The organism is Paenibacillus amylolyticus (assembly GCF_036894225.1).
In the GTDB taxonomy this organism is placed as follows: domain Bacteria; phylum Bacillota; class Bacilli; order Paenibacillales; family Paenibacillaceae; genus Paenibacillus; species Paenibacillus amylolyticus.
This window is the reverse complement of the sequence record NZ_CP145892.1, coordinates 3,483,531-3,507,186: the sequence shown is the minus strand read 5'-3', so window position 1 is coordinate 3,507,186 and position 23,656 is coordinate 3,483,531. Positions and strand designations below refer to the sequence as shown.

The 23,656-nt window shown below is 44.0% G+C and carries 20 protein-coding genes and 1 pseudogene; 8 read left to right on the top strand and 13 right to left on the bottom strand.

The window, feature by feature from the left end:
* Positions 1–23 precede the first annotated feature (23 nt).
* On the bottom strand, positions 24–716 hold the full coding sequence (locus V6668_RS15660) for a response regulator transcription factor (RefSeq protein WP_338706045.1): 693 nt from the start codon (positions 714–716) through the stop codon (positions 24–26).
* 6 nt (positions 717–722) lie between these two features.
* Positions 723–2,192 (bottom strand): HAMP domain-containing sensor histidine kinase, encoded by a 1,470-nt coding sequence (locus V6668_RS15655; RefSeq protein WP_338706044.1) that lies wholly within the window; start codon positions 2,190–2,192, stop codon positions 723–725.
* 203 nt (positions 2,193–2,395) lie between these two features.
* Here V6668_RS15655 and V6668_RS15650 point away from each other — a divergent pair, with 203 nt between their 5' ends.
* Both V6668_RS15650 and V6668_RS15645 read left to right on the top strand, forming a co-directional pair.
* Positions 2,396–3,223, top strand: a complete 828-nt coding sequence (locus V6668_RS15650) for an AraC family transcriptional regulator (RefSeq protein WP_338706043.1) — start codon at positions 2,396–2,398, stop codon at positions 3,221–3,223.
* Between the two features lie 79 nt (positions 3,224–3,302).
* Positions 3,303–3,640 (top strand): annotated as a pseudogene (locus V6668_RS15645) (cupin domain-containing protein).
* Positions 3,641–3,785: 145 nt separating this feature from the next.
* Here V6668_RS15645 and V6668_RS15640 read toward each other — a convergent pair.
* The 4 genes from V6668_RS15640 to pdxS all read right to left on the bottom strand — a co-directional run bounded on the left by V6668_RS15640 (position 3,786) and on the right by pdxS (position 7,995).
* Positions 3,786–4,922, bottom strand: coding sequence for a choline esterase (locus V6668_RS15640; RefSeq protein ID WP_338706042.1), 1,137 nt, complete (start codon positions 4,920–4,922; stop codon positions 3,786–3,788).
* A complete protein-coding gene (locus V6668_RS15635) occupies positions 4,919–5,578 on the bottom strand; it encodes a TetR/AcrR family transcriptional regulator (RefSeq protein ID WP_338706041.1) in 660 nt (219 codons plus the stop codon). The genes V6668_RS15640 and V6668_RS15635 overlap by 4 nt, the downstream gene beginning before the upstream one ends.
* A gap of 212 nt (positions 5,579–5,790) precedes the next feature.
* Positions 5,791–6,861 (bottom strand): ABC transporter substrate-binding protein, encoded by a 1,071-nt coding sequence (locus tag V6668_RS15630; RefSeq protein WP_338706039.1) that lies wholly within the window; start codon positions 6,859–6,861, stop codon positions 5,791–5,793.
* A 249-nt stretch (positions 6,862–7,110) separates the two neighbouring features.
* The gene (gene pdxS, locus V6668_RS15625) at positions 7,111–7,995 is read right to left on the bottom strand and encodes a pyridoxal 5'-phosphate synthase lyase subunit PdxS (RefSeq protein ID WP_200868523.1); all 885 of its coding nucleotides are present in this window, start codon (positions 7,993–7,995) and stop codon (positions 7,111–7,113) included.
* A 146-nt stretch (positions 7,996–8,141) separates the two neighbouring features.
* Between pdxS and V6668_RS15620 the strand changes: the two genes are divergently transcribed.
* The 4 genes from V6668_RS15620 to V6668_RS15605 all read left to right on the top strand — a co-directional run bounded on the left by V6668_RS15620 (position 8,142) and on the right by V6668_RS15605 (position 12,388).
* Complete coding sequence (locus tag V6668_RS15620) at positions 8,142–9,632, top strand: PLP-dependent aminotransferase family protein (protein ID WP_338706038.1); 1,491 nt, start codon at positions 8,142–8,144, stop codon at positions 9,630–9,632.
* A 60-nt stretch (positions 9,633–9,692) separates the two neighbouring features.
* A complete protein-coding gene (locus V6668_RS15615) occupies positions 9,693–10,406 on the top strand; it encodes a DEAD/DEAH box helicase (RefSeq protein WP_338706037.1) in 714 nt (237 codons plus the stop codon).
* Between the two features lie 114 nt (positions 10,407–10,520).
* Positions 10,521–11,714: an ATP-dependent DNA helicase gene (locus V6668_RS15610; protein ID WP_338706036.1), complete on the top strand. Its 1,194-nt coding sequence runs from the start codon at positions 10,521–10,523 to the stop codon at positions 11,712–11,714.
* A 146-nt stretch (positions 11,715–11,860) separates the two neighbouring features.
* Entirely contained in the window at positions 11,861–12,388 is a 528-nt protein-coding gene (locus V6668_RS15605) for a DinB family protein (RefSeq protein ID WP_338706035.1), read from the top strand.
* 73 nt (positions 12,389–12,461) lie between these two features.
* On the opposite strand, the gene V6668_RS15600 is transcribed toward V6668_RS15605, so the two are convergent.
* The 5 genes from V6668_RS15600 to V6668_RS15580 form a co-directional block, all read right to left on the bottom strand.
* A complete protein-coding gene (locus V6668_RS15600; protein ID WP_338706034.1) occupies positions 12,462–13,409 on the bottom strand; it encodes a family 43 glycosylhydrolase in 948 nt (315 codons plus the stop codon).
* 32 nt (positions 13,410–13,441) lie between these two features.
* On the bottom strand, positions 13,442–15,160 hold the full coding sequence (locus V6668_RS15595; RefSeq protein WP_338706033.1) for a discoidin domain-containing protein: 1,719 nt from the start codon (positions 15,158–15,160) through the stop codon (positions 13,442–13,444).
* A gap of 72 nt (positions 15,161–15,232) precedes the next feature.
* Positions 15,233–16,918 carry a hypothetical protein gene (locus tag V6668_RS15590; RefSeq protein ID WP_338706032.1) on the bottom strand — a complete coding sequence of 562 codons (1,686 nt, stop codon included), beginning with the start codon at positions 16,916–16,918 and terminating at the stop codon, positions 15,233–15,235.
* 255 nt (positions 16,919–17,173) lie between these two features.
* Positions 17,174–18,043 carry a carbohydrate ABC transporter permease gene (locus tag V6668_RS15585; RefSeq protein WP_017688372.1) on the bottom strand — a complete coding sequence of 290 codons (870 nt, stop codon included), beginning with the start codon at positions 18,041–18,043 and terminating at the stop codon, positions 17,174–17,176.
* Between the two features lie 18 nt (positions 18,044–18,061).
* Complete coding sequence (locus V6668_RS15580) at positions 18,062–18,946, bottom strand: ABC transporter permease (RefSeq protein WP_338708955.1); 885 nt, start codon at positions 18,944–18,946, stop codon at positions 18,062–18,064.
* Positions 18,947–19,256: 310 nt separating this feature from the next.
* Between V6668_RS15580 and V6668_RS15575 the strand changes: the two genes are divergently transcribed.
* Positions 19,257–20,966: a sensor histidine kinase gene (locus tag V6668_RS15575; protein ID WP_338706031.1), complete on the top strand. Its 1,710-nt coding sequence runs from the start codon at positions 19,257–19,259 to the stop codon at positions 20,964–20,966.
* On the top strand, positions 20,966–22,315 hold the full coding sequence (locus V6668_RS15570; protein WP_338706030.1) for a response regulator: 1,350 nt from the start codon (positions 20,966–20,968) through the stop codon (positions 22,313–22,315). Before V6668_RS15575 ends, V6668_RS15570 begins: the two co-directional genes overlap by 1 nt.
* Here the strand turns inward: V6668_RS15570 and V6668_RS15565 are convergent.
* Positions 22,309–23,175, bottom strand: coding sequence for an aldo/keto reductase (locus V6668_RS15565; protein ID WP_076317853.1), 867 nt, complete (start codon positions 23,173–23,175; stop codon positions 22,309–22,311). The genes V6668_RS15570 and V6668_RS15565 overlap by 7 nt on opposite strands.
* On the bottom strand, positions 23,172–23,564 hold the full coding sequence (locus V6668_RS15560; protein ID WP_047843023.1) for an ArsR/SmtB family transcription factor: 393 nt from the start codon (positions 23,562–23,564) through the stop codon (positions 23,172–23,174). The genes V6668_RS15565 and V6668_RS15560 overlap by 4 nt, the downstream gene beginning before the upstream one ends.
* Positions 23,565–23,656 lie beyond the last annotated feature (92 nt).

Genomic DNA, 23,656 nt, shown 5'->3' with positions numbered 1-23,656 from the left:
CTGGCTCTAAATTTTCACGAAACTTATGCAGTAAACCGGTAGCCTGCACCCCAGACGGTTTCAATATACTCCGGATTTTTGGGGTCTGTCTCCAGCTTCCCCCGCAGTTTGCGAATATGGACGGTAACCGTTGCAATGTCTCCGGTGGAATCCATGCCCCAGATCCGCTCGAACAGTTCTGATTTGCTGAATACACGGTTGGGATGACTCGCAAGAAATACAAGTAACTCGAATTCCTTGGTTGTAATCGCCACCTCTTCTCCATTAACAAAAACGCGGCGTGATCCTTTGTCAATGTGAAGCCCGCGAATGTGGATTTCATCCTGCTCAGCTGGTTTGTTTTTGCCAAGTAGTCTCTCGTATCGGGTCAAATGAGCCTTTGCTCGTGCAACCAACTCACTTGGGCTAAACGGTTTTGTAATAAAATCATCCACTCCCAGATTAAATGTCCGGATCTTATCGATTTCTTCCTTTTTCGCGGAAACGACAAGGATGGGCACCTCTTTTACCTCACGAATGCGCCTGCAACATTCGAATCCGTCCAGTCCCGGAAGCATCAGATCAACAATGATCAGATTATAGTCCCCCTCCAGTGCCTGCTTCAGACCTTCATCTCCAGTATGGCAGAGATCCACGGAAAATCCGTTGAGCTCAAAATAATCCCGTTCCAGTTCCGCAATCGTTGTTTCGTCTTCAATGATCAAAATGTTTGCCATTACTCATTAGTTCCTCTCTTCATTCAGCCGTTTCAGCTTGATATATATACTCGTGCCATCATTGGGCTGGCTTTCTGCCCAGATAAAGCCCCCATGTCCATCAATGATTTGGCGGGCAATTGCTAACCCGAGCCCACTTCCGCCCGTTGAGGAATTCCGAGATTGTTCTGCACGATAGAAGCGTTCAAATATATAAGGCAGTGCCTCTTCAGGTATTCCCCTGCCATTATCTTTAAACGCCATCGTAATCCAGTTCTCATCAGCTTGAAGTGTAATCTCGAATCGTTTATGTTCATTCTCCATGTATTTGAGTGCATTATCCACCACATTAACAACGGTACGTTTTAACTTCTCCGGATCCACAGCAGCCATAGCGGGACCAGACAGCTGGTTATTCCAATCCAGGGCAACACCTTTATCCTCCAGATCATATCTCAGCTCTTCGATGCTATCTTCAAGGAAATCAGCGAGATCAACTGTCTTGAACAGGAAAGGTTCTTGGTTCAAGTCGAGCTTGGAATACAAAAACAGTTCATCCACCAGCTTATCCATGCTAACTGCTTTGGAGTGAATGATATTAACATAACTCTCCATTTTCTCCGGAGTATTAGCCACGCCGTCACGAATACCCTCAATATACCCTTTGATATTAGTAATCGGCGTACGGAGATCATGCGAAATGTTGGAGATAAGCTCTTTGCGGTTCACTTCGTCCTGCTGACGTAACGCATAGGAGAGCTGTAATTGATTCCGCATGCTCTCAAACGCTTCGCTGAGTTGACCAACCTCGTCATTAGAGTTTAGCTGAAGTTTAAAGGATAGATTACCATCCTTGATATGTTCGGCTGAACTTCGTAGTTGATTCAAGGGTTTAATGAAGCTGCGCGTGATCCAGCGGAACAAGAGCAGATTTGCAATGATGAGGACGCCAATAAGCAGGAATGACATCACAGGCAGCAACTTGCGAGTAAGCTCCGCAAAGGGGCTTCTCTCACGAATGACAAAGATACTCCCCCGTTCCCCATCTGAATATTGAAAATCAAATTTTGCATACGCGTAAAATCGCTCACCAATATTGAAGGTGCTCCGAATCTGATAATTGTTAAGATCATAGGCAGGCAGTGCTTGCTTCAGTTCTGGCTGGTTGAAGGTCAGCGATTCGAAGATCTGACTATTCTCTCGTCTGATGTAGAGCCCTGACTTCTCAGCTCGAAGCTTCATATCATATTCACGCAGCAAAACCTTGTTCTGCAGGTCATCAGGGTCATTTTTGGCCAGAAACTTCATCTCTTGAAAGATCGATTCTCCCTGTTCAGTCAGGGGGTTGATCTGATAATGTACCTTGTATATATCACGGAAACTCTGTAGATCCCCTGTAGCCGCAATCGTATACAGACTTGCCGTAAGCAGGATGAACAGTAGACTTATAACGAGCATGCCCGTGAAGGACAGCAGCATTTTTATTCGAATTGACATGGGTTCCCCTTCTCAAGCAAACAATTGGATTAGTTAGTGCACATGTTAACACAAGATGGATTCTATTGCCCATATGTAAAAAAGAGCTTTCTTTTTCATTATATATATTGACAGTGATAATCGTTATCAATAATGTTGGTGTAAGGTACACAACGATTTATCTTAGAATGACCGGCAGACACTTTTGAAATGAGGTACGTAATGTGAAAGTAGACGTTAATCAGTTAGCAGCGCATTTTGCACACATTCCTTTTCAAGTCGAAGGAGTATATCGATATGCTAGAAATCCAGGGGTTCCCCAGGCTGACTATACCGATTCTTTTCCTGGATTTGTATTTCCTCTTACAGGAAAAATACAATTTCAATTTGATGGTACACCCTATATCTTTTCACCAGGAAAAGTTGTACATGGGGGCGCGAAAATGAAACTGGATCAAACCGTGTTTCATAGAACGGACTGGGAATATATCCTCGTTTTATACCGGATATGTAGTTCGGACCTCGAAGAGACAAGCTTTTCCAATCAGCATTTTGAATTATCAACGGGTCAGTCTCCACGTCTGATCGAATTAATCACGCGTCTTTGGCATGTGTATAACCAGCATGGAGGTATTTCAAAGTTTCAGACCGAGATGCTATTTCGCGATGTACTGAATGAGACTTTAATATGTGTTGATCATAGGCAAAATAGTTGTGAATCAGATGTTTTATTTGAACGGGTCTCTACCTATATCCATGAATACTATGATCAAAGTCTGACTGTCGCATCGCTTGCAGAACAAAATAACGTTAATCGAAATCGACTTTCCTACGTGTTTAGAAGACATGCAGGTATGGGTCCAGCAGAATATGTATTGAAATATCGTATAAACATGGCACAGCAAATGTTATTGGCAGGTGATGCGTCTGTACAACAGATTGCCGAGACCGTTGGCATTACTGACCCCTTTTATTTTAGCAGAGTGTTTAAGAAACAATGCGGTATTTCACCTACGGAGTATCGTCTGAAGTTCATCAATAATCCATCCTGATTTCAATAGGCATCCATGTTATACAAAAGCTTAGATCAGTATACTGAACATATAGGATTAATACACAGGAGGAATGACGATGCACTATCAAGCTATTCAATTAAATGAGGAATTTTCGAAATTAAACGATCTTTGGTCTCCGAAACTCATTGGTGAAATGAATGACTATCAATTTAAGATCGTTAAGATTGCTGGAGATTTTGAGTGGCATGTTCATGAGGAGACTGACAAGTTATTTTTTGTGCTCGAAGGGGAAATGATAATTGATTTTCGTGATGGGCAAGTGAAGATTTCCAAGGGCGAGATGTATATTGTGCCTAAAGGAGTCGAGATCAAGCCTTCCGCCGAAAAGGAATGTCATATCATGTTGATGGAGCCTGGAAGCAAGTAAACACTGGCGGGACTAAGGCCGAATAAGCGTCAATTATTTGAACCAGGAAGTTAATTTGTAATATCAGAGAGCCGATAACCGCGTAATAGGGGTTATCGGCTCTGCGTCTGTACGGCTAGCTCATTGATATGAATTAATTGACATATATTAATCAGTAGTCTCTCGGTTATGTCACTTGTTGCTAGTCTTCCTGATCAATTCCACACCATCGTATGCCAGACTTTCCACACTTGCTGCCTTCTGCAGTATGTAATGATCAAAAAAGTTCTTCGCATAGTCTGTAACAATATTTCGCATCTCCATAACATCCCGTTCGCCTCTGTGTTCCTCATTAACACTGGTAAACACGATGTCACAGTAATCTAAATGTGCAACACGATCAACTGAGAAATAATAGGTTTCCATGCTATTGTTAGCGCCAATAACCGCATTCATATTATAGTTAGGTTCACAAAACAGGAACAAGAAGGGTTTCTTAAGATCGCTGTCAAGAAGTCCAAACGCACCGCTATCCAAGCCAATCCCGCAGGCGAACCGGTCGTCATCCCGGCAAACCATCGCCGTCGTAGGCCCTCCATAGGAATGTCCGACTATACCCATGCCGATGTCAAGCAACAATCTGCCCTTAAAGATGGAATTCAGCTCTCCAGAGTCCAGTTTGTAAAGATAATCGGCTACATACCTTACATCTTCTGCCTGTGATTCACTATACTCTGTTATCTTGGAAAGTATCGGTAGTGCAAGCACGTTACGGCACATCTCAATGGCAGTTTCATCGTCAGGACGCATCTCCATCTTACCAGCCAACGCCAGCATCTCCGGATCTTCACCAAACGCTGTAATGACATCCGAAAAATCCTTGGATACATTAAACAGGCGCCCATCTTTACGTTTATACATCGTGCTATTCTGATGGCCGATGCTTACCACAACATACCCCATGCTTGCCAAGTCTGTACAAAGCACTGTACCCCATTCTGGAGATCCGCCCCCGCCGCAAACATAGAATAACACTGGATAGCGCTTTTCCTTCCCGGAAAGAGCAAGGTCGTCGTAACACTGGGTCTTGATATCTATAGAGAAAACATCCTTCAACGCGGTGACAAGTGGCTGCTCATTAAACATCTCGTAGACTTCAGGAAACATGTACGTTGATGTAGTCTTACCTTCGCTACTGTCAGACGGATAGTACACAAAAGCGGTCAGTTCTCTTTTGGAGTAATCTGATGCCGTGTACTCAAAATCCATCTGGGTTCGACCGACAGTATAGCCGCCAATTGGTTCTGGAAATACGTCATAGGTTTTCATTTTATTTCCCCCTTAAGATCGCTAACCATTTCAGAATATTTATGATCTTCAAGCAGCCCATGACCCATAAATTCAGCAAAGTACTTGCTGATCTTATGTTGCAGATTAGAGTCCTTAATATCGAATTCCCTAAAAAACAAGATTAAATTAAGCTGCATTGACTCAAACATAAAAGAAATCAGGTCGTCGTCAACATCCGGTCGGAGATATCCATCAACCCTCATTCGGCGTAAAATGTCCTTGATCATGGGGAATGACTCGCCCTTTAACACATTCACATATACTTTCAGCAAAATGTCCTCAGGAATATATGAAAATGTTTTAGTCAGTTTGATTTCCAACTCATTCAGTGGCTCGGTCACCATGCCATTAACGTTACCAAATAAGCCAGTAAGGAAATAGCTGTAAAGGGAATCTTCATTACTGTTACTGAAGTATGCAGCTCTTTTCTGGGTCACATTACGTATTAAGTGACAATAAAGGTCATCTTTGTCTTCAAAATACCGATAAAATGTTCCGGGGTGCATGGACAAACTATCCAAAACCATCTTCATAGTTATATCCTCGTAAAGATTATCAACAAAAAGATGCATAGCGCTACTCGATATTTCCTCGCGCCTTGCTTCGTCTAAACGAAAGAAAGTATTTTTTGGCATAGATTACTCCTTAATTTATAGTGTGAACTGATTCACACTATAACGATAATACATTCACAAGTCAAATCGTATTAAAATAGAGTGTTCACTCCATTCTCGCTATCATTCAGGCTGACCGGGAACAGCTTTAGACAGGAATTTGGTCCCTGATAACAAAAAAAGCCGCTAAAATAGCGACTTTTAATGGTACTATGTTTTTGTCCTTGGTTTCATTACAACCCGAGATCATCAGCGAGTCCTTCAACACCTGTGAAGATGGAATCCCCGTAACCCCAGAAGTTGTTGAAATCAATAATGTAGATTTTTTTGTTTTTAACTGCGTTAATGTTTTGTACCTGTTTGTTGGCAAGCAGCTTTTCAATCGTCTGCTCAGGATCAATACCACCTGCATACCTCGAAATAATCATTGCATCTGGATTAATCTCGATTAACTTCTCCAGACTGAGTGTGCCAGTTTCATTAATCAGCATATTATGCATATTGATTAATGACATTGCACTTTCAATAAACGTATCACCATTTCCGTTGTAAATTCCAATGGTTCCATCACCATTATCCGAAAATGATGCATAATTGATCGTCTCAGCGCTAGCTCGGGCCGACAAGGCATTCTCGCGTGCTTTAAGCGTCTCAATATATGCCGCTGCATTGGCTTGTACGTTGAATATCTCACCTAATTCAGTAATATCCTGATACAGACTATCTAACGATGCATCAGGAACACTGGTGCTTTGTACATATGTTTTGATCCCCATATCATTCAAGCTGCTTACTGTACCAACACCCCAGTCCGCATCCTCAAACAATCCACCACGCCCTACAACCAGATCAGGCGAAGCGCCTATGGTCACTTCCTTGCCTACATAGCCTTCAGCAAGCACAGGAATTTGTTTAAACTCGTCAGCAATATCTTCAGGTACACTACCAAACAACGCAGCCACTCCAACAATTTTGTCAGTCAAACCAAGGCGAATCATCAGCTCGGCTGCACCCTGGGTATTGGCAACTACTCGTTCAGGTACCTTGTCAAACGTTTGATCCTTCTTCACCCATGTGCCGTTCTCTGTTGTATAGTTTGAAACGGTTAATGGATACGTTGTTTGAGCAGCACCTGAAGCGTCTGCATCCGATTTCTTCTCATCTGTTGCAACATTTTTCGCTGCTTGCTGCGAGTTATTGTTTGCCTGATCGCTACCATCACTACTATTGGAGCAGGCTGCAAGTACAACAACAAGTGCAGCAATAAAACAAAATAACATTCCTTTTTTAAAGCGTGTAGACATTTAATTCTCTCCCTTTTGAATCCTTAATTTTTTATTTATGCATTATGTAAAATAGTTATTTTCAGTATACAGCAAATGTCGAATCTCGTAAATGATAATCATAATCATTCTCAATTGATAAGAAAATGGACATTCTCCTCTCCGTCTTTGCTTTTACTTTCGTCAAGAATAACCAAAAAAGCCGATCAATTTGTATCCATTGATCGGCTTTGTTTGATACTATTTATTCTCCAGTTGTTCTATCTGCTCTTACCAACCGCGGTTGGACATGCGATCTTCTGGAGCCAATTTAGAAATTTCGATCCCTTTCATCGGGGCGCCCAAGTTTTTGGATACTTCAGCAATCAGTTTGTAATCGGTGTAATGTGTTGTAGCTTCAACGATTGCACGAGCGAATTTCTCAGGGCTATCGGATTTGAAAATACCTGATCCTACAAACACACCGTCTGCTCCCAGGTGCATCATTAATGCTGCGTCCGCCGGAGTAGCTACACCGCCTGCTGCAAAGTTAACGACAGGAAGTTTTCCATTTTCATGAACTTCGCGCAGCAACTCATAAGCTACACCCAGATTTTTGGCTTCAGCGTACAGCTCGTCTTTGGACATATTTTGCACTTTGCGGAGCTGGCTGTTAATTAGACGCATATGACGAACTGCCTCAACAATGTTGCCCGTTCCAGGCTCACCTTTTGTACGAATCATCGATGCACCCTCACCAATACGGCGAAGAGCTTCTCCCAAATCTTTGGCTCCACATACAAATGGTACAGTAAACTCATGTTTATCGATATGGAACACTTCGTCTGCAGGCGTAAGAACTTCACTTTCATCGAGATAGTCCACACCTAGGGATTCAAGCACTTTGGCTTCTATGTAATGACCGATACGTGCTTTGGCCATAACTGGGATAGATACAACCTTCATAACCTCTTCAACGATGGTTGGATCTGCCATACGAGCTACACCGCCAGCAGCGCGAATATCGGAAGGTACCCGTTCAAGAGCCATAACAGCTGTTGCCCCTGCCGCCTCAGCAATTTTAGCTTGCTCTGCATTCATAACGTCCATGATGACGCCACCTTTTTGCATCTCAGCCATTCCTCTTTTTACACGATCTGTACCTGTTTGCATGATTGTAGTCCTCCTAAGTAACTTTTGGTGGTTTTCAATAAAGGCATCGCTCTAATCTATGATTTAGTATAGAATGAGAATGGTCATATAAAAAGATCCAATATTTTTGGTTTTTATTGTACCACTTCAATGATAACTCTGGAGGTCCTATGCAATTTCATGTAGCTTACAGTTCATATTTGAACCGAAAATATACGAAGATGAAGGCTCTCTATCATGCCATTCGTGATGCAATTCATGAAGGTAATCTTATACATGGCGAGAAGTTACCCTCTACTCGAGAGTTAGCCGCGACGTATCACATTTCCAGAGGAACCGTGAATCAAGTCTATGATACGTTGACTGCTCAAGGTTACATTCATTCAGAGCATGGAAGAGGAACCTTTGTTGCTTATCAATTGGACTTAAGCAATGATGCGTCCACCGAGAAAGCTTGTACCCATCACTTATCAGCCTGGGGAAATCGTATTCAGCAGTTTGAACAGCAGTCGATTCAAAGAAATGCACCAGCCAATGCTCATACACATGATTCCAGAATGAATAACGACGAAGTGATCGACTTTAGCAAATATCAACCTGATTTCTCCAAGTTTCCTTACGATGAATGGAATAATCGATTGTATGCAGAGATAAGGCAGCGTGAGCATCACCTGAAAACAACTTCTGCCATGGTTAGTTCAACCGGGGATCCAAAATTGAGAGAAGCCATTGCTGCCTATCTTCGGAGGATGCGGGGCATTCAAGTTGATCCCGATCATATTGCAGTAACTGCAGGCTCCATGCAAGCTATAGCTCTACTCACTCAATTACTTGCAGATCCTGGGGATTATGTAGTGACAGAGAGTCCTTGTTATGTCGGGATTTCTAAAGCCATATTGGCTGCGGGTGCAAAGTTGATTGAAGCTAATCTCGATGGTCAGGGCGTTGTGCCCCAGGACTGGGAAGCACGTATGATGTTTGTCACGCCGTCACGACAATTTCCTACTGGTGAAATGCTCAGTCTGGAACGCAGACAAACCTTGCTGGACTGGGCACAGCGAAATGATGCCATGATTGTTGAGGATGATTATGATAGTGAATTCCGATATCGCGGAATGCATGTTGAACCACTGAAAACACTCGATAAAGCAGGACGTGTAATCTACCTGGGTAGCTTTACCAAAACCTTGCCTTTAGAAGTACGACTTGGTTATGTGGTTCTTCCCCCTACCTTAGCAGATACCTTTAGAAAGGCACAGGCATTATACGAGCCAAGACCCGTCAACCTGATCGAACAACGGGCATTAGCTGCATTCATGACAAGTGGTCAATATGAACGTCATCTGCGCAGAATGAATCGATTATACAGTCGGAAATTCCATCTGTTACTCAAACTTTTGAACAAGCAGCTCTCTACATGGTTTGATTGGGTGGAGAATGAAGCGGGTCTCCACGTGTTTGGCTGGTGGCGAGGTAATGGGACCACTTATGAGGCCTTTAGGGAATCAGCTCGGTCACAAGGTGTGGTATACTCAGAAGTCAGCAGTTCAACGTCTGTTGGTACGAAGTATGGTATCTATTTGTCTTTTGCACATTTGTCAGATGAACAATTACAGGAAGGCGTATCCAGATTAAAAAATGCCGTTACAACTGCATTGTGAGGTAAATCGTCTCCAAAATGTAGTACAAGAAGATCATCATTCGGAAGAGGGGCGATCGTTATGAATTGGTTAAATGAACTTTATAAAATAAATAAGCAGGAACCGGACAAGGAAATCGAACGTTCTTTGGTTAACGCCATCTTCCGAATATATGACCGGTTCCCCCGAATTGGCCTTAGAGAGCGGATCGGACAGCAAGAAATGTCTCTCGATATCGCCGATGCTTATATCCATGGGCATAATGCCATGATTGAAGCTGGTGTCGGAATCGGTAAGTCTTTTGCGTACCTGATCCCAAGTCTGCTCACGAATCAAATGTCTCAGAAACCAGTCATTATAGCGACATCCTCCATTCAGCTCTCGGAACAGATACATAAAGATTTAAGGATTATTGGTAGTCGATTGGGATTCTCAACGGTTCGCTCCGTCGTGGGAAAAGGCATGGGTCAGTATGCCTGCCGAAGTAGAGCAGCGGAATGGATCAATCTTGATGATGCAAACTCCTCCGTGTCTACCCTTGCGCAGCGCATATTAGATTATGAAATCGATGAAAGAGCCGATATTAAAGCTGGGGTTAGTGATGCTGAATGGTCCCACGTTTCCGTGAATGATTGCAAATTTGAACGTTGTCATCATAAAACTGCATGTTTGTTTTACGACATGAGAGCGAAATTGAATGCAAAAGCTCACGAGATTGATTTTATTATCGTGAACCAAGACTTGCTCATACGGGATTTGATGAAGAAAAAAGAAGGAACCAAGAGCATCATCTAGGAACAGCCTGCTCTGATCGTCATTGATGAAGCGCATAATCTGGAAGCAAAAGTTCGGGATGCCAGAACACTTGAGTTCACTTATCGGGGAATTTCCCGCATTCTGGATACCACGGTGCAGCTTCTCACGAAGCAGTCCGGGGATAAAAGTCTCTTCTCACAATCCAAGTCCATCAAAAACTGCGCTGAGCGCATCTTCAAACAGGTAAATGCGGATTTGCTCCACCATGCCAAGCAGGATAACGACCGAATCAAAGTGTCGGAAATCAAAGGAATACCGTTAAACCAAGTCTTAAACGATTTAAAAGATCTCAGTCTGCGCCTTTCCATTTTGACCTCCCGTCACGAGCGGGAGATCGATGACGCTTTTGAAGCCATCAACGGTCTTATCACCCTCATTCGTGTCTTATCTGAAATTGAGGACAACTATCTCTTATGGGCAAGCAGTCCCCTGGGAGTAGCCACGATCAGCATCTGTCCCAAAGATATAAGCCAATTTCTGAAATACGCTTTATTTAATGGCAAGGTACCTGTAATCCTAACATCAGCAACGCTGTGCCAAGGCGGGGATACGCTGGAGGAACAATATTCTTATATGACGCACTCCCTTGGTTATAAGGGAGGTTTCTTAGAGCGCCACCCCTCCCCTTTTGACTACACCAACCATGCCATGATGTATATTTCGAACAAAGTTCCCTATTACCACCACGATCAGCGCGAAAACTATCTTGAAGCAGCGTACAACGAAGTGGTTCAACTCTGTAATCTAACTCAGGGAAGAACAATCGTTCTTTTTTCAGCAAAAGAGGACATGAAATACATTCACAAAAAGTTGATCTCAAAGGCTAATGAATACACATGGGCACTCCATGTTCAAAAAGAGGGATCATCACAGGACAGTGTCATCGCTGATTTCAGGAAAAGCAAAGGTGTCCTCCTGGGTACTGGTGTATTCTGGGAAGGTGTGAATATCGAGGGGTCTGACCTGTCACAGGTCATTATTTTCCGGCTGCCCTTCCCTGTTCCATCGGATCCTGTTTATGAATATAAGGCATCTGTAACAGAGAATCCGTTCATGGAGGTGTTTGTACCGGACATGCTTCTTCGATTACGGCAAGGAACTGGACGCTTGATCCGCAGTGAAACGGACCTTGGCATACTCAGCATACTTGACTCCCGTCTCAGCGCAGCGGCTAAAAAGAATTATCGGGAACAGGTGCTGGACACGTTGCCGTTCAAAAAAGTGACTGAGGATTTTGAGGTTTTAGAGAAGTTTGTCCAAAATAAAAGGATACGACGTACGGATTAGAAGTGGTATAACCAAACGCTATAAGACTGCTCCATTTACATGAAGTAGCCCTTCCACCTATCAAGCGGAAGGGCCAATTTCAATGCTGGAAGTAAGATTTATGCTACAATATATTCCAGATCTATGATCACAAAGGAGGCATTACCATGGTTGAAAGACCAACTACAGATGAATATGCAGCTTTTTATGAAGGCTATATCCAGCTTGTTCCTGAAGGTAACATCATCGAACGCTTAGAGCTGCAAGCCAACATCATACCAACTTTGCTCTCTTCATTGACAGAGGAGCAAGCAAATTATCGGTACGCCGAAGACAAATGGAGCGTGAAAGAGGTCATCGGCCACCTTTTGGATAACGAACGAATTATGAGCAGCCGATTGCTTCGCATCGCCAGAGGTGACCAAGCGAATCATCCCGGCTACGATCAGGACGTGCTTATGCAGAGCCATCCCTTCAATGCGTATACCGTAGCTGATTTGAATGAAGAATATGCTGTCACACGTCGCTCAACCATTCTTATGCTCCGTCGCCTCACCCCGGAAGCATGGCTCTGTAGAGGGATCGTCAGTGATAATCCTGCTTCAGCTCGATCGATTGCATTTGTTATGGCTGGACATGAGCTCCACCATTGTTCAGTACTTCGCGATCGCTATTCGTTGGATTTGAAATTATAAAATTCATTCAAAAAGACTTTGAACCTGCATTCGCTGTAGGAACAAAGTCTTTTCTCATCAGTCGTTTTATCGTTCAAATTATGCGTTCAAAATGAATCAGATGTGCGTCCTCTCGCAAAGATAACGTGGAATAATCATTCAGAATCGGAATGTCCCCATTGAATTCAATGGGTAGTACCACATAGCTGGATTGAAAATAATCCGATCCGTTCCAACGATCCGAAAAGTACAGGTACTCCTCCTCTGATCGCTTCAGCACGAACGCTGGTTGCGTTTGATACGTCGTTTCATCGCCAAAATCGCTGAGCATCCCCCATGGACCATCCATCGTATTAGCCATCGCGTATTTCCCTTGATTGGGAGCCCAACCCGTGCAAAATGAGGTCACCATATAATACTTCCCTTTCCGTTTGAAGACGGCTGGCGCCTCCCGATATTCCCCCTGCCACAGCTTTCCGATAAGACTTTCGACATTAAGGTAATCCTCCTGCAGACGATAGATGTGCAGGTCCGCATTGTCTCTGGCAGCTGAAATAAAATACGCTGTCCCGTCATCGTCCTGAAAGAGCGTGCAGTCACGCGACATATACCCGTACGGATTAAAGCTGCCATGATACACGAAATGACTATCCGGAGAATCCGATGTGGCAATGGCGCATGCGGCATCGTTGTAATGGTTACCATTCTCATAGTGAGCCCAGAGTACAAACTTTTTGGTCACCGCGTTGAAAAGCACTTTAGGCCGTTCGAGATTTACTTTTCCACCTTTATCGTTCACTAATGCCAGATTTGTCCGAACTCGAATGGGTGCAGCTGGTGTAGAGGTCGTCAAGATATGGTTTCGAAACTCCCATTTGAATAGATCTTTGGAACGGTAACAACTCACATATATATCCTCTCTACGATCTTCGCCATACCAGTAATAATAGTCGTCTTGGAATAACATATGTCCACCATGGGCATGGATCGGCTGACCGCTTGAATCATTCCAGATGCCACCATTGGTTAATTGATTATTCACACCGTTACCTCTCTTCTTTTAGGAACATATCGTTAATTGGTGTCCGATCCAAATACCTTCACTTCCCATAGTCTTGGCGTGTACCAATTGTTGGGATTGTTATGAAGTGCCGCATTTTGCATATTAATTCGTACATACCTGGCAGCAGTGCTCGATAGCGTATCTGATGTGAAACCGTAAGATGTATTATTGGTTCGATCCAATGCCACGGTCCAGTTTACATTATCCGTACTGGTCTCGATTTTGTATTTGTAATAACCTTCGGAGCCTTTTTGCATCCACCAGGAGATTTGCACATTATTCAACTGTTCAACAGAGCCGAGATCGACCTTCCACCAATGTGGCCAAGAACTGCCTGTACCGACCCATTCGGTTTGATAGTTGCCATCATTAGCATTACTTGCCGGATTTGTTCCAGTAGCCGTTTGGGCTGTTGCTGGTTTACCTTGTGACAGCAGTTTTCCATTTTGAACGGGAACGACAGCATCATCGCTTGTGTTATAAAGGACTTGATCAAAATAATCATAAAATGCGTAACCATCAGAGAACCAAACGGGAAGCAGTCGTTCCTCTGTTGTTCCATTTTGCGTACCTGCCCAGCCGAACATCCAGCGATACGCAACCATAACCACGTTGTTGCCCGTATCTGGCTTCACCCGCATGACGGAACCCGACTGCGCCGAGAAGGTTGACGTGTTGCCAATCGTCCGTAATTCAGACCAATCTCCGTCTATGCTTGTTGCTGATGAATACAGAGGGATACTCGGATACCAACCTGCCGCCTGGGAAGAGAACAAATAATAAATGCCATCTTTTTTGATCATCTTGGGCAGTTCCCTGTGTTGATTTTGATAAATAACAGAAACTTGATGATCCACATCCAGCCAATCGGAGGTTAACTTATATAAGATGGTGTCCGAATTATTATTGGCCGTAGAGATCAGATACGCCGAATCATCGTCATCTTTGAAAATGGAGATATCCCGGGATTGGTTCCCTTCCGGTCGAAAGCTTTTGTGAAATGTAAAGTCTTCTCCAGGCGTGGCCGAAGCCACCGATACCCTCGCAAGTGTGTAGTCTGTACTGTTTTCATAGTGAGCCCAAAAAACAAACTTGTTCGTGGGTGCATGGTAGAGGATGTTGATGCCTTCAAATTTAGAATTCGCCAGATCGGGATGATCTGTGTAGGAAAGGACCACTTTGTCGTTACCGTAGGTGAAATCATCTGTTGACGTCTGTTGAATCATTTCGCCAAAACCGCCTGATGACTTTTGCACGAAATTGAATCTGTAGTAGGTGTCTCCAACTTTAAGTTCATTCGGGAGCATAAGCGTTGATTGCGTTGTGTTATCAAAAGTTGTGAGGTCCTCTGGAAGGCTGTAAGGGGTATATTCTGGCGAGGCAGCGGAGGTTAACAAGGAAGTTCCGCCATATGCCTTCACTTGATACTTGTATGTGTTACCTATATTGAGTTCATAATCATCCGTCGTTGTACCTGTTAAGGTCTGTAATAACGTATAAGGCGCATTGTTCTCTGATCTGTATAACTCGTATGCAGTCGCTCCCTGGACAGGTGCCCAATGAATTTTGGCATTGGATACTTCGGATTCATTCTTCAGGACAAACAGTGTTGCGGCGATCTTGGTCTCTTCACCAGCAGCAGCGTGAACGGTTTGAGCTGAGGACGTTAAATGCACTGTTAACAACATCAATGCAATGACGATAGCCATCCACGATTTACCTTTGATCATGTCTCATCATCTCCTTTTTTTAGAGGACCAACCTTCCTGTTGCCGGAAGGCTGGTTCAGGTGAAACTAGACTTTATTTCAAATTCATCAGTGTCATTACATCCGTCTCACTGGCTTGGTTGTACCATTCGTTAACTTCTTCGATCACGGTGTCTCCGCCTTTTTCATGCCACTGTTTCACAAAGGTATCAAATGCTTCAAGCGGCTCATTGCCATATATGATTTTGGTGAACGTCTCCTGTTCCATGGTGGTCAACTGTTCCCACACATTTTGCATCGTTGGCGTTGGTGGACCGTTAAACTCATTTGGCAGTAAAACATCTCTGTTTTCATACGAAATTTGATATCCGTCCTGCGTCGTTTGATCCTTCGAGGCGCTCTGAATGAGGACACCCGTGTCGGCTTTAACTCCATTCGCCAGATCGTAGTAGGATTGGCCGGGACCATCAACACTCGGCGTATTTTTGGTAAATGCCATTTTCCCAACGCCCTGCACAGCCTCTAATGGCGTATTAAATTTCGTTGGATCAAAAGTGACTTCGTCGTTAACGATATCGTAATCGTATCCTTGAGCGTAGCCGTATTTGAACTCTCCCGTGCTGAACGCTGCGTCGTACATTTTATCGTAGTACAGGAAGAAGGCTTCCATGTTCTGAAAATCCTTGTTAAACATGAACACACCATCGTTCAACTGGGCGGATTGGTAGGTCTTATCACCGTTCACACCTTGAATGGTCGGATAAGCACTAATTTTTGCACCATCCACATTTTTCTCTACGTCCTTCACACTGTCGTACAGCCAAGGACGACCAATGATGATACCAGCTTTCCCCTCCGTAAAATCGGACAGAGCATCCCAGGCCCCTTGGGTGGCCAATTCTTTGTTCAAGTACCCTTGTGCATACCAATCGCGTAACTTGGCAAGTGCCTCTTTGTTGCCAGGAGCCACAGATCCATAGGTTAGTTTGCCATTGTCGTTATGCCATTGCCTTGGAAGATGTTTGCCTGTGTATGCGCTGAATATCATGACTGGATCGCTGACCCAGCCCGTGTTGTAGGAATCTTTACCTGAAAAAGTAAAGCCGTATGTGTCTTTCTTGCCGTTCCCATCTGGGTCCTCATTAGTGAACGCCGCGATGACTTGTTCAAACTCTTCAATCGTTGTTGGCGCTTTCAAATCCAATCTGTCCAACCAATCCTGGCGGATCAGCATGACTTCGCCTTCCGTCAGATTCGGCGCAATCGCCATCCCGTAGACCTTACCCTCTCTAACCACTGGATTGAAGGTGGTCGGGTATTGTTTGTATATTTCTTTTATCCGGTCAGGCATGTAGGCTGAGATGTCTTCTGTAATCTCCTTGACCTGCCCCGACTCAATCAGATCATTGACCAGCATGGTGTCATAGACGGGCAGAACGTCTGGTAGTTTCTCGGAACCCGTCAGTGCCAGCCGCAGCTTGGTATTATATTGTGAAGCATCACCTCCCAGCAGGGTGGTTTGGATTTTGATACCCAGGTTTTGTTCGCCCCAGCGGGTCAATACATTGTCATTCAAAGTCTCACCGTTGATGTACTTTCCAGCATTTTCATCCTGTTGTTTGGCTATGGTGATTGTAAACGGTGGATCATATTTTCCGTCTTTAAGCACCGATGCCGGTGCGGTCTCGGAAGCACTCTCCCCTTTGCTACAGCCAGCCATAAGAACAGCCGACAGCATAACCATACTTACCATTTTCCATAAATCAGTTCTTTTCTTCATGGAAACATGCCCCCTTCACTCATACTCAATTTGTTTTCTATATAAGTTCAACTAATTGCCTATTTACACTGGCACTCCGATGACAGAACAACCTTCCGATCGCTGTTATTCCCAGAATTTTTGATTCACTTTTACAAAGGTGAAATTCTGGAATAAAGGCGAACGCTCCGCTTCTTCAGGTCTCTTCTGTCCTCTACGTTATCGTGTAAATGTTTAGTTGAACATATATAGCGATCCAATTTTTCGTCATCCTAACTATTCTTTGACGGCTCCTAGTACAATTCCCTTCACGAAATATCTTTGTAAAAAAGGATAGACCAAAATGATCGGCAGCGTACTGACAAAAATTTGCGCTGCCTTGATGCTCTGTTCAGACATGGCTGCCACCTCAGACTGGCTCATCGCCATATTTTGCATATTGCTCTGCACAACGACCGTCTGTAAGAACGAAGCCAACGGATACTTACTTGCATCCGACATGTACAATATCCCGTCAAACCAGGAGTTCCAGTGCCCCACCATAATGAACAAGGATACGGTCGCGATGCCAGGCAGAGATAATGGTAAATATATTTTGCTGAGAATTACGAAAAAGGACGCTCCGTCAATGAAAGCTGCTTCTTCCAAGGCTTTTGGAATCGTTTTGAAAAAATTGACGAGAAGAATCAAATTATAGGCACCGAAAGCGCCCGGTAACACAAGAGCCCAGATGGTATCCTTTAATCCAAGGGCTGTGATCAATATGTAAGAAGGTATCAATCCCCCCGAGAAGAGCATGGTAAAGATAAAAAACCACATGAGCACGTTACGTCCCCGGAATTCCTTGGACAGGGCATATCCTGCACAGGTAAGAATAAACATGCTGATGGTTGTACCCAATACGGTTCGAGTGATGGATGTTAGCATGGCACCGTTGAAATTAGAATTGTTGAACGTTTTTACATAGGCATCCACGTTGAACCCCACCGGCCAAAATGAAACCATATTACCGCTAATGGCCGCTTTGCTGCTGAGCGATTGCGCCAATAGATGAAGCAGTGGTAGGAAACACGCCAGCCCCGCCAGTATCATAAACGCGTAATTAAAATAGGAGAATACTCTATAACCTGTCGTCTTATGGTACATGATCCCTCTCCCTCCTTGTTAAAATATTTTGTAATTGGCATACTTATAGGCCAGCCTGTAAGAGACAACGATCAAGATCAAGCTAATCCCCGATTTGAACAATCCTACTGCTGTCCCGAATCCATATTGCCCGTTTAACAAGGATGAACGGTAGACATAGGTGTCAATGATATCTCCCGTACTGTAGACAAGCGGATTGTACAGATTGAAGACCTGATCAAAACCCGCGTCCAGAATATTTCCCAGACTCAATGTAGAAATGACGATGATCATGGGCAACATGCTAGGCAAAGTGACGTATCGAATTTGCTGCCGGCGTGTGGCACCATCGATCTCGGCCGCTTCGTAATAGGAAGGATTAATTCCCGCAATGGTCGCCAGATAAACAATCATGCCGAAGCCAAAGCTCTTCCACACATCGCTGACCACAACCGTGAATCGAAACAGATCAGGATCACCCAAGAAGTAAATGGGATCGTTGCCGAAAACCTTTGTTAAGATGTGGTTGATTCCCCCGTCTAATCCGAGAATGTCAATCATCAACCCTGCCACAGTAACCCAGGACAAGAAATGCGGCAGATACACCAGTGTCTGTACACTTTTCTTAATGCCCATATTTCGGATCTCACTCAGCAGGATAGCCATAACGATCGGAACGATAATACCAACGATAATTTTAGAAACGGCAATAATTAACGTATTAACGATCGCTTGTGTGGCTTCTTTGTACTGGAAAATTCGTTCGAAATTATCTAACCCGATCCACCGTGAACCTGTGATGCCCAGCCATGGTTTGTAGTCCTGAAATGCCATGAGTAAACCTACCATCGGGCCATAAGAAAAGATGCAGACAAACACAAATGCGGGAATACACAGTACGTACAAAGGCCAGCTTTTCTTAATTTCCTTTTTGAATGAAGTCCGCTGGGAAAGCTTTGTTTTTTTAGCGGATCTGACGGGCACAATCTCGTTAATGTTGCATACCTCCTCTATGATGGCTTTCGAAAGCGATCCTTGAAGATAAGCTTAACAAAAGCGCTTTCACTCCAAAATGCCAAAATTTCAAGATCATCACCCCGCCCTGAAGCAGTTTAAAACCGCTTTCATTTCTCGCTGTTGCTGCCCTTCCGCTTTTCGAAGGTTTGGCTTATATTAAAGTTAATCCGATCTGGATTTTAAACTTCTGCGTTTGACGATATGAAAGGAAACACATATGATCAGAAAAATGTATATGAAGCGATTCATCTATTTCTTTGTTTTTTTTCTGCTGCTGACGTTAAGTTTGTTTTTCGTGATGAATCGATTGAGCTCCAAGACACTTGAAGAAAATCTGATTGGCGCTTCCAAAAACCAGCTTGATTATGTGAAAGGCATATTAGACGGGATTATATACGAAGCTAACATGTACGGGGTTCAATATGCTGCAGACAGTGATGTCCGATTTTATCAGAGGCATGTTATCGAACTGAGCAATTACGATTCTCAAATGAAGAAAAACGATATTGTTGATCGCTTGCGGCAAACGCTCCTCTCCAGTCGATCGATTGAATCGATCGGCATTTACTGGAAGTCTGAAGAAACGTTTCTGTCCACCAACAGTACGCCGGAGGCAAGACTTCCGTTCAAGGATGTTCATCAACGGGGATGGCAAATCGTCGGCAATGGCTTGTATTACTTTGCCCTCTACCCTTACATCCAAAAACCCGGACAAAATGAACCGACTCAGTACGTCGTTGGTGTAAAGCTGAATACTGATTATTTGAAAAATCTGCTGAAAAAGGCTGTGAACAACAACAGCTCAAACGCTTTTTTTTGGTTTAATTCCCATCAGTTATGGAGTGAGAAAGAAGTCGACAACGATCTATTGAAAGCGGTTACTGAAATGATTTCTCCACAGCCGGAGATCACTTTGAAATATGATTATCACACCAAGTCGGACGATTACTATGTTCTTTCCCGATATATTGAATCAATCGACGCCTACCTGATTACATATACACAGACGAATGATTTTCTGCAACCGTTTGACCGCAACCGTAAAGTTTTTTTTGCTAGCATTTTAGCCGTTTTCACGCTTGGTCTGGTTGTGATCTTTACGTTTTACCGGAACTATTACCGTAATATTCGTTTGTTGGAGCGGAAGTTTTCACAGGTCGAACAAGGCAATCATAATACTCGTATTACCGAAAATACGGATAGAGAGTTTTACAGCCTGTTCAGAAGTTTTAATCATATGGTTACCGAGATCCAGGATCTGTTCGTATCCTTGAAGACTGAAACGGAACTAAGACGAAGTGCGGAACTTCAACAACTCCAGGCTCAGATCAATCCCCATTTTTTGTACAACAGTTTGTTTTTCATCATGTCGGTGGCTCAATTCTCACCTGATTCTGTCATGCGCATGAGCAAACATCTGGCTGAATATTATCGTTATTTAACCAAATTGGACCGGCATGAAGTCACGCTGGAAAGCGAGCTTCAGTTTGCGGAACATTTCCTGATAATTATGGCTCTTAGCAAAAAAATGGAGTACAGCATTGATCTGCCGCCTGAACTGTCCTCCATTCCCCTCATGCCGCTGATCATCCAGCCAGTGGTTGAAAATGCGATTCAACATGGCATTGAAGGACAACAAGGTGCCCATCGGGTGACGATTGAAGTAAAACAGACGGAGGCTGGAATAACGATCAAGGTCTCCGATGACGGCAAAGGTCTTTCGCTGGATGATATCCGCAGCCTAGAGGCTCGGCTTGAGAGCGATACCCCGTCTGAAGGAATTAAAGGCGTAGGGCTCTGGAATGTAAATCAACGTCTGAAAAATACGTACGGCGAACGTAGCGGGTTACATTTTACTACTAATGATTGGGGCGGCTTGTCCGTGCTGCTGCTCATCAGCATTCCCGTGGTGAAAGGAGATAACTAATGCGATTATTAATTGTGGATGACGGACATTATGTCGTTGAATACATGAAGCACTTGCTCGATTGGAACACCTTTGGCATTGATCAGATCGAGACGATGACCAATTCGATTGAAGCCCGAGAGATGTTGACTCAAAACCACATCGATATTCTGATCACTGACATCCGAATGCCTGAGGTGTCTGGTATTGATCTGCTTCAACATATCCACCAACATAACTTGCCAACCAAAGTGATCATCCTTTCCGGCTACTCCGAGTTCGAATATGCGCAACAAGGAATCCGTTTAGGTGCGCTCGACTACTTGCTCAAACCTGTCGACAAAGATGATGTGGAGAAAGCAATGTCCAAAGCCATCAACAATATTACAAAGACACGGCCCGCTCAATCTGTTGCATGGGAGAACTTCGATGGATTGGAGTATCTGCTTTCACTTCTTGGTCATAACGAGACATTAAGGAAGCAATATGATGCGTATACTGAATTTTTAGGGCGTCGTCGTATGTGCTGCTTCAAGCTGGAGGGTTTTACACAGGAACATGAGGATGCTATAAAACATGCTGTCGGAGACAAATTGGATCGTCTCGTTTGGAATGCGGGAACGGGACTGTTCGGTCTGCTTCCGGAAGAAGCTGCTGGGGAACTGACCATCCAACTGGAGCAATCGGTCGCGTCTCCTCCATTTTTGTTGACTGATCGAAATGTGACCCGACAGATGTTCTACAGGTTCTTTCTTAATGAGGACTTACACTCAGAAGACTTCAATGGCATATTCAACCATTCTCCGTCATGCGGTGATTGGGAGTCGGCGGGAAATATCATTAAAAAATATGATCAAATCCATCTCCATAAGCAAAAAACAATCTTTCTCATGGAGACCATTCTATATGTATATCTGACGGATAAGGATCGCGATCCCTCTGAAACCGTGGAGTGGATATTCAACCAGTTACACTATCCTGATGAACTATCCTCAACTCTCATGGATCGGGTCAGTCGGATCAGAAACAACAAACAGATGTCCATTCAAACCATCGTTGACAAAGTACAAACGTATATCGAAGACCATCTGTCACATGGCCTTAGCCTGGACGAACTGGGGAAAGTTGCACATCTCCATCCCGTCTATTTTTCCAAACTGTTTAAACAGGAGACGGGCGAAAATGTGTCAAACTACATTTCCAGGAAAAGGTTGGAGAAGGCTTCTCAATTGCTTCAAGATTCGGAACTCCGTGTAGCCGACATAGCCCAGATGGTTGGTTACCGAAAAAATCAATATTTTATCCAGTTGTTCAAAGTGGAATATGGAGTTACGCCCTACCAGTACCGCAGAAATATGATCCATCAATGAGAGCGAATAAATAACTTCATCAAATTGATATAAAACGGGTTGACCATGTAGCCATTCGGACTTACGGAATATCTCTTACCCGTGTCCAACCGTCGTATTTGTTCCATTTCCTTCTCATTCAACTCAAAGTCGAATGTTTCTTTGTTCTCTTTTATCCGTTGAGGATTCGATGATTTGGGGATGACAATAATTCCGCGTTGCAGATGCCAGCGCAAAATGACTTGCGCAACCGATTTCTGGTGGCAAAGGGCAATTGCCACCAGCTCCGGATGCTCCAGCAGCGCTTTGCTTCCCTGCCCCAACGGTCCCCAAGCCTCATGCAGAATCCGATGTCGAACCATATAATCATGCAATTCGTGTTGCGGAAATTCCGGATGGGTCTCGATCTGATTTACCATCGGCGAAATCCGGGAATGTTTCTTCAGATGCTCCAGATGCCGGATCTCGAAATTGGCTACACCTATAACTTTGATTTTACCTGCGTCGTATAACTCTTCCATCGCCTTCCAGGCGTTCACGTATTGAGGACCGGCAAAATGAATCAAATACATATCGAGATATGTTACGTTCAGCTTCTGGCAAGTCTGCTCGAACGCCTTTTTCGTCGCACGGTACCCCAGGTCTGTCGTCCATACCTTGGAGGTAATGAAGAACTCCTCCCTGGGAATGCCGCTGTTTTGGATGACCCGACCTAGCGCCGCTTCATTACCGTAAATTTTGGCCGTATCGAAATGGCGATAACCCATTCGAATAGCCTCCTCGACAGTCCTTTCGAAGGTCCCCCCGTCTTTGATCTTATATAGGCCGAACCCGAGTTGAGGAATGTCCACTCCGTTTGCCGCTGCGACTGTCTGATTCATTCGCAACTCCCCCTCCCCGTTTTTTCTAATTGTTGTTCCGATGCTTGTTCTTCACATTGCGTTAGCAACTTTTCTATCTCGTTCACCAGGTTTTTCAACAATTTCAACTTGCTACCGGAGTCAAGGCTGTAATAGTTGAGAGTTCCTTCTTTACGAACACTTATTATCTGTGATTCTTTCAATATTTTCAGATGATGTGATACGGTCGGTCGGGAAAGATGAGTTTTCATCCTGATCTCTCCTACGCGCATGCCGGGTTTTTGCGGCCCTTGAATCAAGGCTATGAGGATGGCTTGCCGGGTTTCGTCACCGATCGCATTCAACACCTTCTGATTGTTCTTAAATTCGATAGCAATCGTGGTCGCAAGTTCCTGATCCAGGTAAATCATCCCCTTCCATTTAGAATGTGTAATACTTTTGTAGATACAGCCTATCACAATCTCGGATTCGGCTGTACATCGGGAAAGAAATTCAAGAACCT

Bases quoted from the DNA above. Each gene is read 5' to 3' on its own strand.
- V6668_RS15660 (WP_338706045.1), bottom strand. From the start codon at position 716: ATGGCAAACATTTTGATCATTGAAGACGAAACAACGATTGCGGAACTG.
- V6668_RS15655 (WP_338706044.1), bottom strand. From the start codon at position 2,192: ATGTCAATTCGAATAAAAATGCTGCTGTCCTTCACGGGCATGCTCGTT.
- V6668_RS15640 (WP_338706042.1), bottom strand. From the start codon at position 4,922: ATGAAAACCTATGACGTATTTCCAGAACCAATTGGCGGCTATACTGTC.
- V6668_RS15635 (WP_338706041.1), bottom strand. From the start codon at position 5,578: ATGCCAAAAAATACTTTCTTTCGTTTAGACGAAGCAAGGCGCGAGGAA.
- V6668_RS15630 (WP_338706039.1), bottom strand. From the start codon at position 6,861: ATGTCTACACGCTTTAAAAAAGGAATGTTATTTTGTTTTATTGCTGCA.
- V6668_RS15620 (WP_338706038.1), top strand. From the start codon at position 8,142: ATGCAATTTCATGTAGCTTACAGTTCATATTTGAACCGAAAATATACG.
- V6668_RS15615 (WP_338706037.1), top strand. From the start codon at position 9,693: ATGAATTGGTTAAATGAACTTTATAAAATAAATAAGCAGGAACCGGAC.
- V6668_RS15605 (WP_338706035.1), top strand. From the start codon at position 11,861: ATGGTTGAAAGACCAACTACAGATGAATATGCAGCTTTTTATGAAGGC.
- V6668_RS15595 (WP_338706033.1), bottom strand. From the start codon at position 15,160: ATGATCAAAGGTAAATCGTGGATGGCTATCGTCATTGCATTGATGTTG.
- V6668_RS15590 (WP_338706032.1), bottom strand. From the start codon at position 16,918: ATGAAGAAAAGAACTGATTTATGGAAAATGGTAAGTATGGTTATGCTG.
- V6668_RS15585 (WP_017688372.1), bottom strand. From the start codon at position 18,043: ATGTACCATAAGACGACAGGTTATAGAGTATTCTCCTATTTTAATTAC.
- V6668_RS15575 (WP_338706031.1), top strand. From the start codon at position 19,257: ATGATCAGAAAAATGTATATGAAGCGATTCATCTATTTCTTTGTTTTT.
- V6668_RS15570 (WP_338706030.1), top strand. From the start codon at position 20,966: ATGCGATTATTAATTGTGGATGACGGACATTATGTCGTTGAATACATG.
- V6668_RS15565 (WP_076317853.1), bottom strand. From the start codon at position 23,175: ATGAATCAGACAGTCGCAGCGGCAAACGGAGTGGACATTCCTCAACTC.
- V6668_RS15560 (WP_047843023.1), bottom strand. From the start codon at position 23,564: ATGATTTACCTGGATCAGGAACTTGCGACCACGATTGCTATCGAATTT.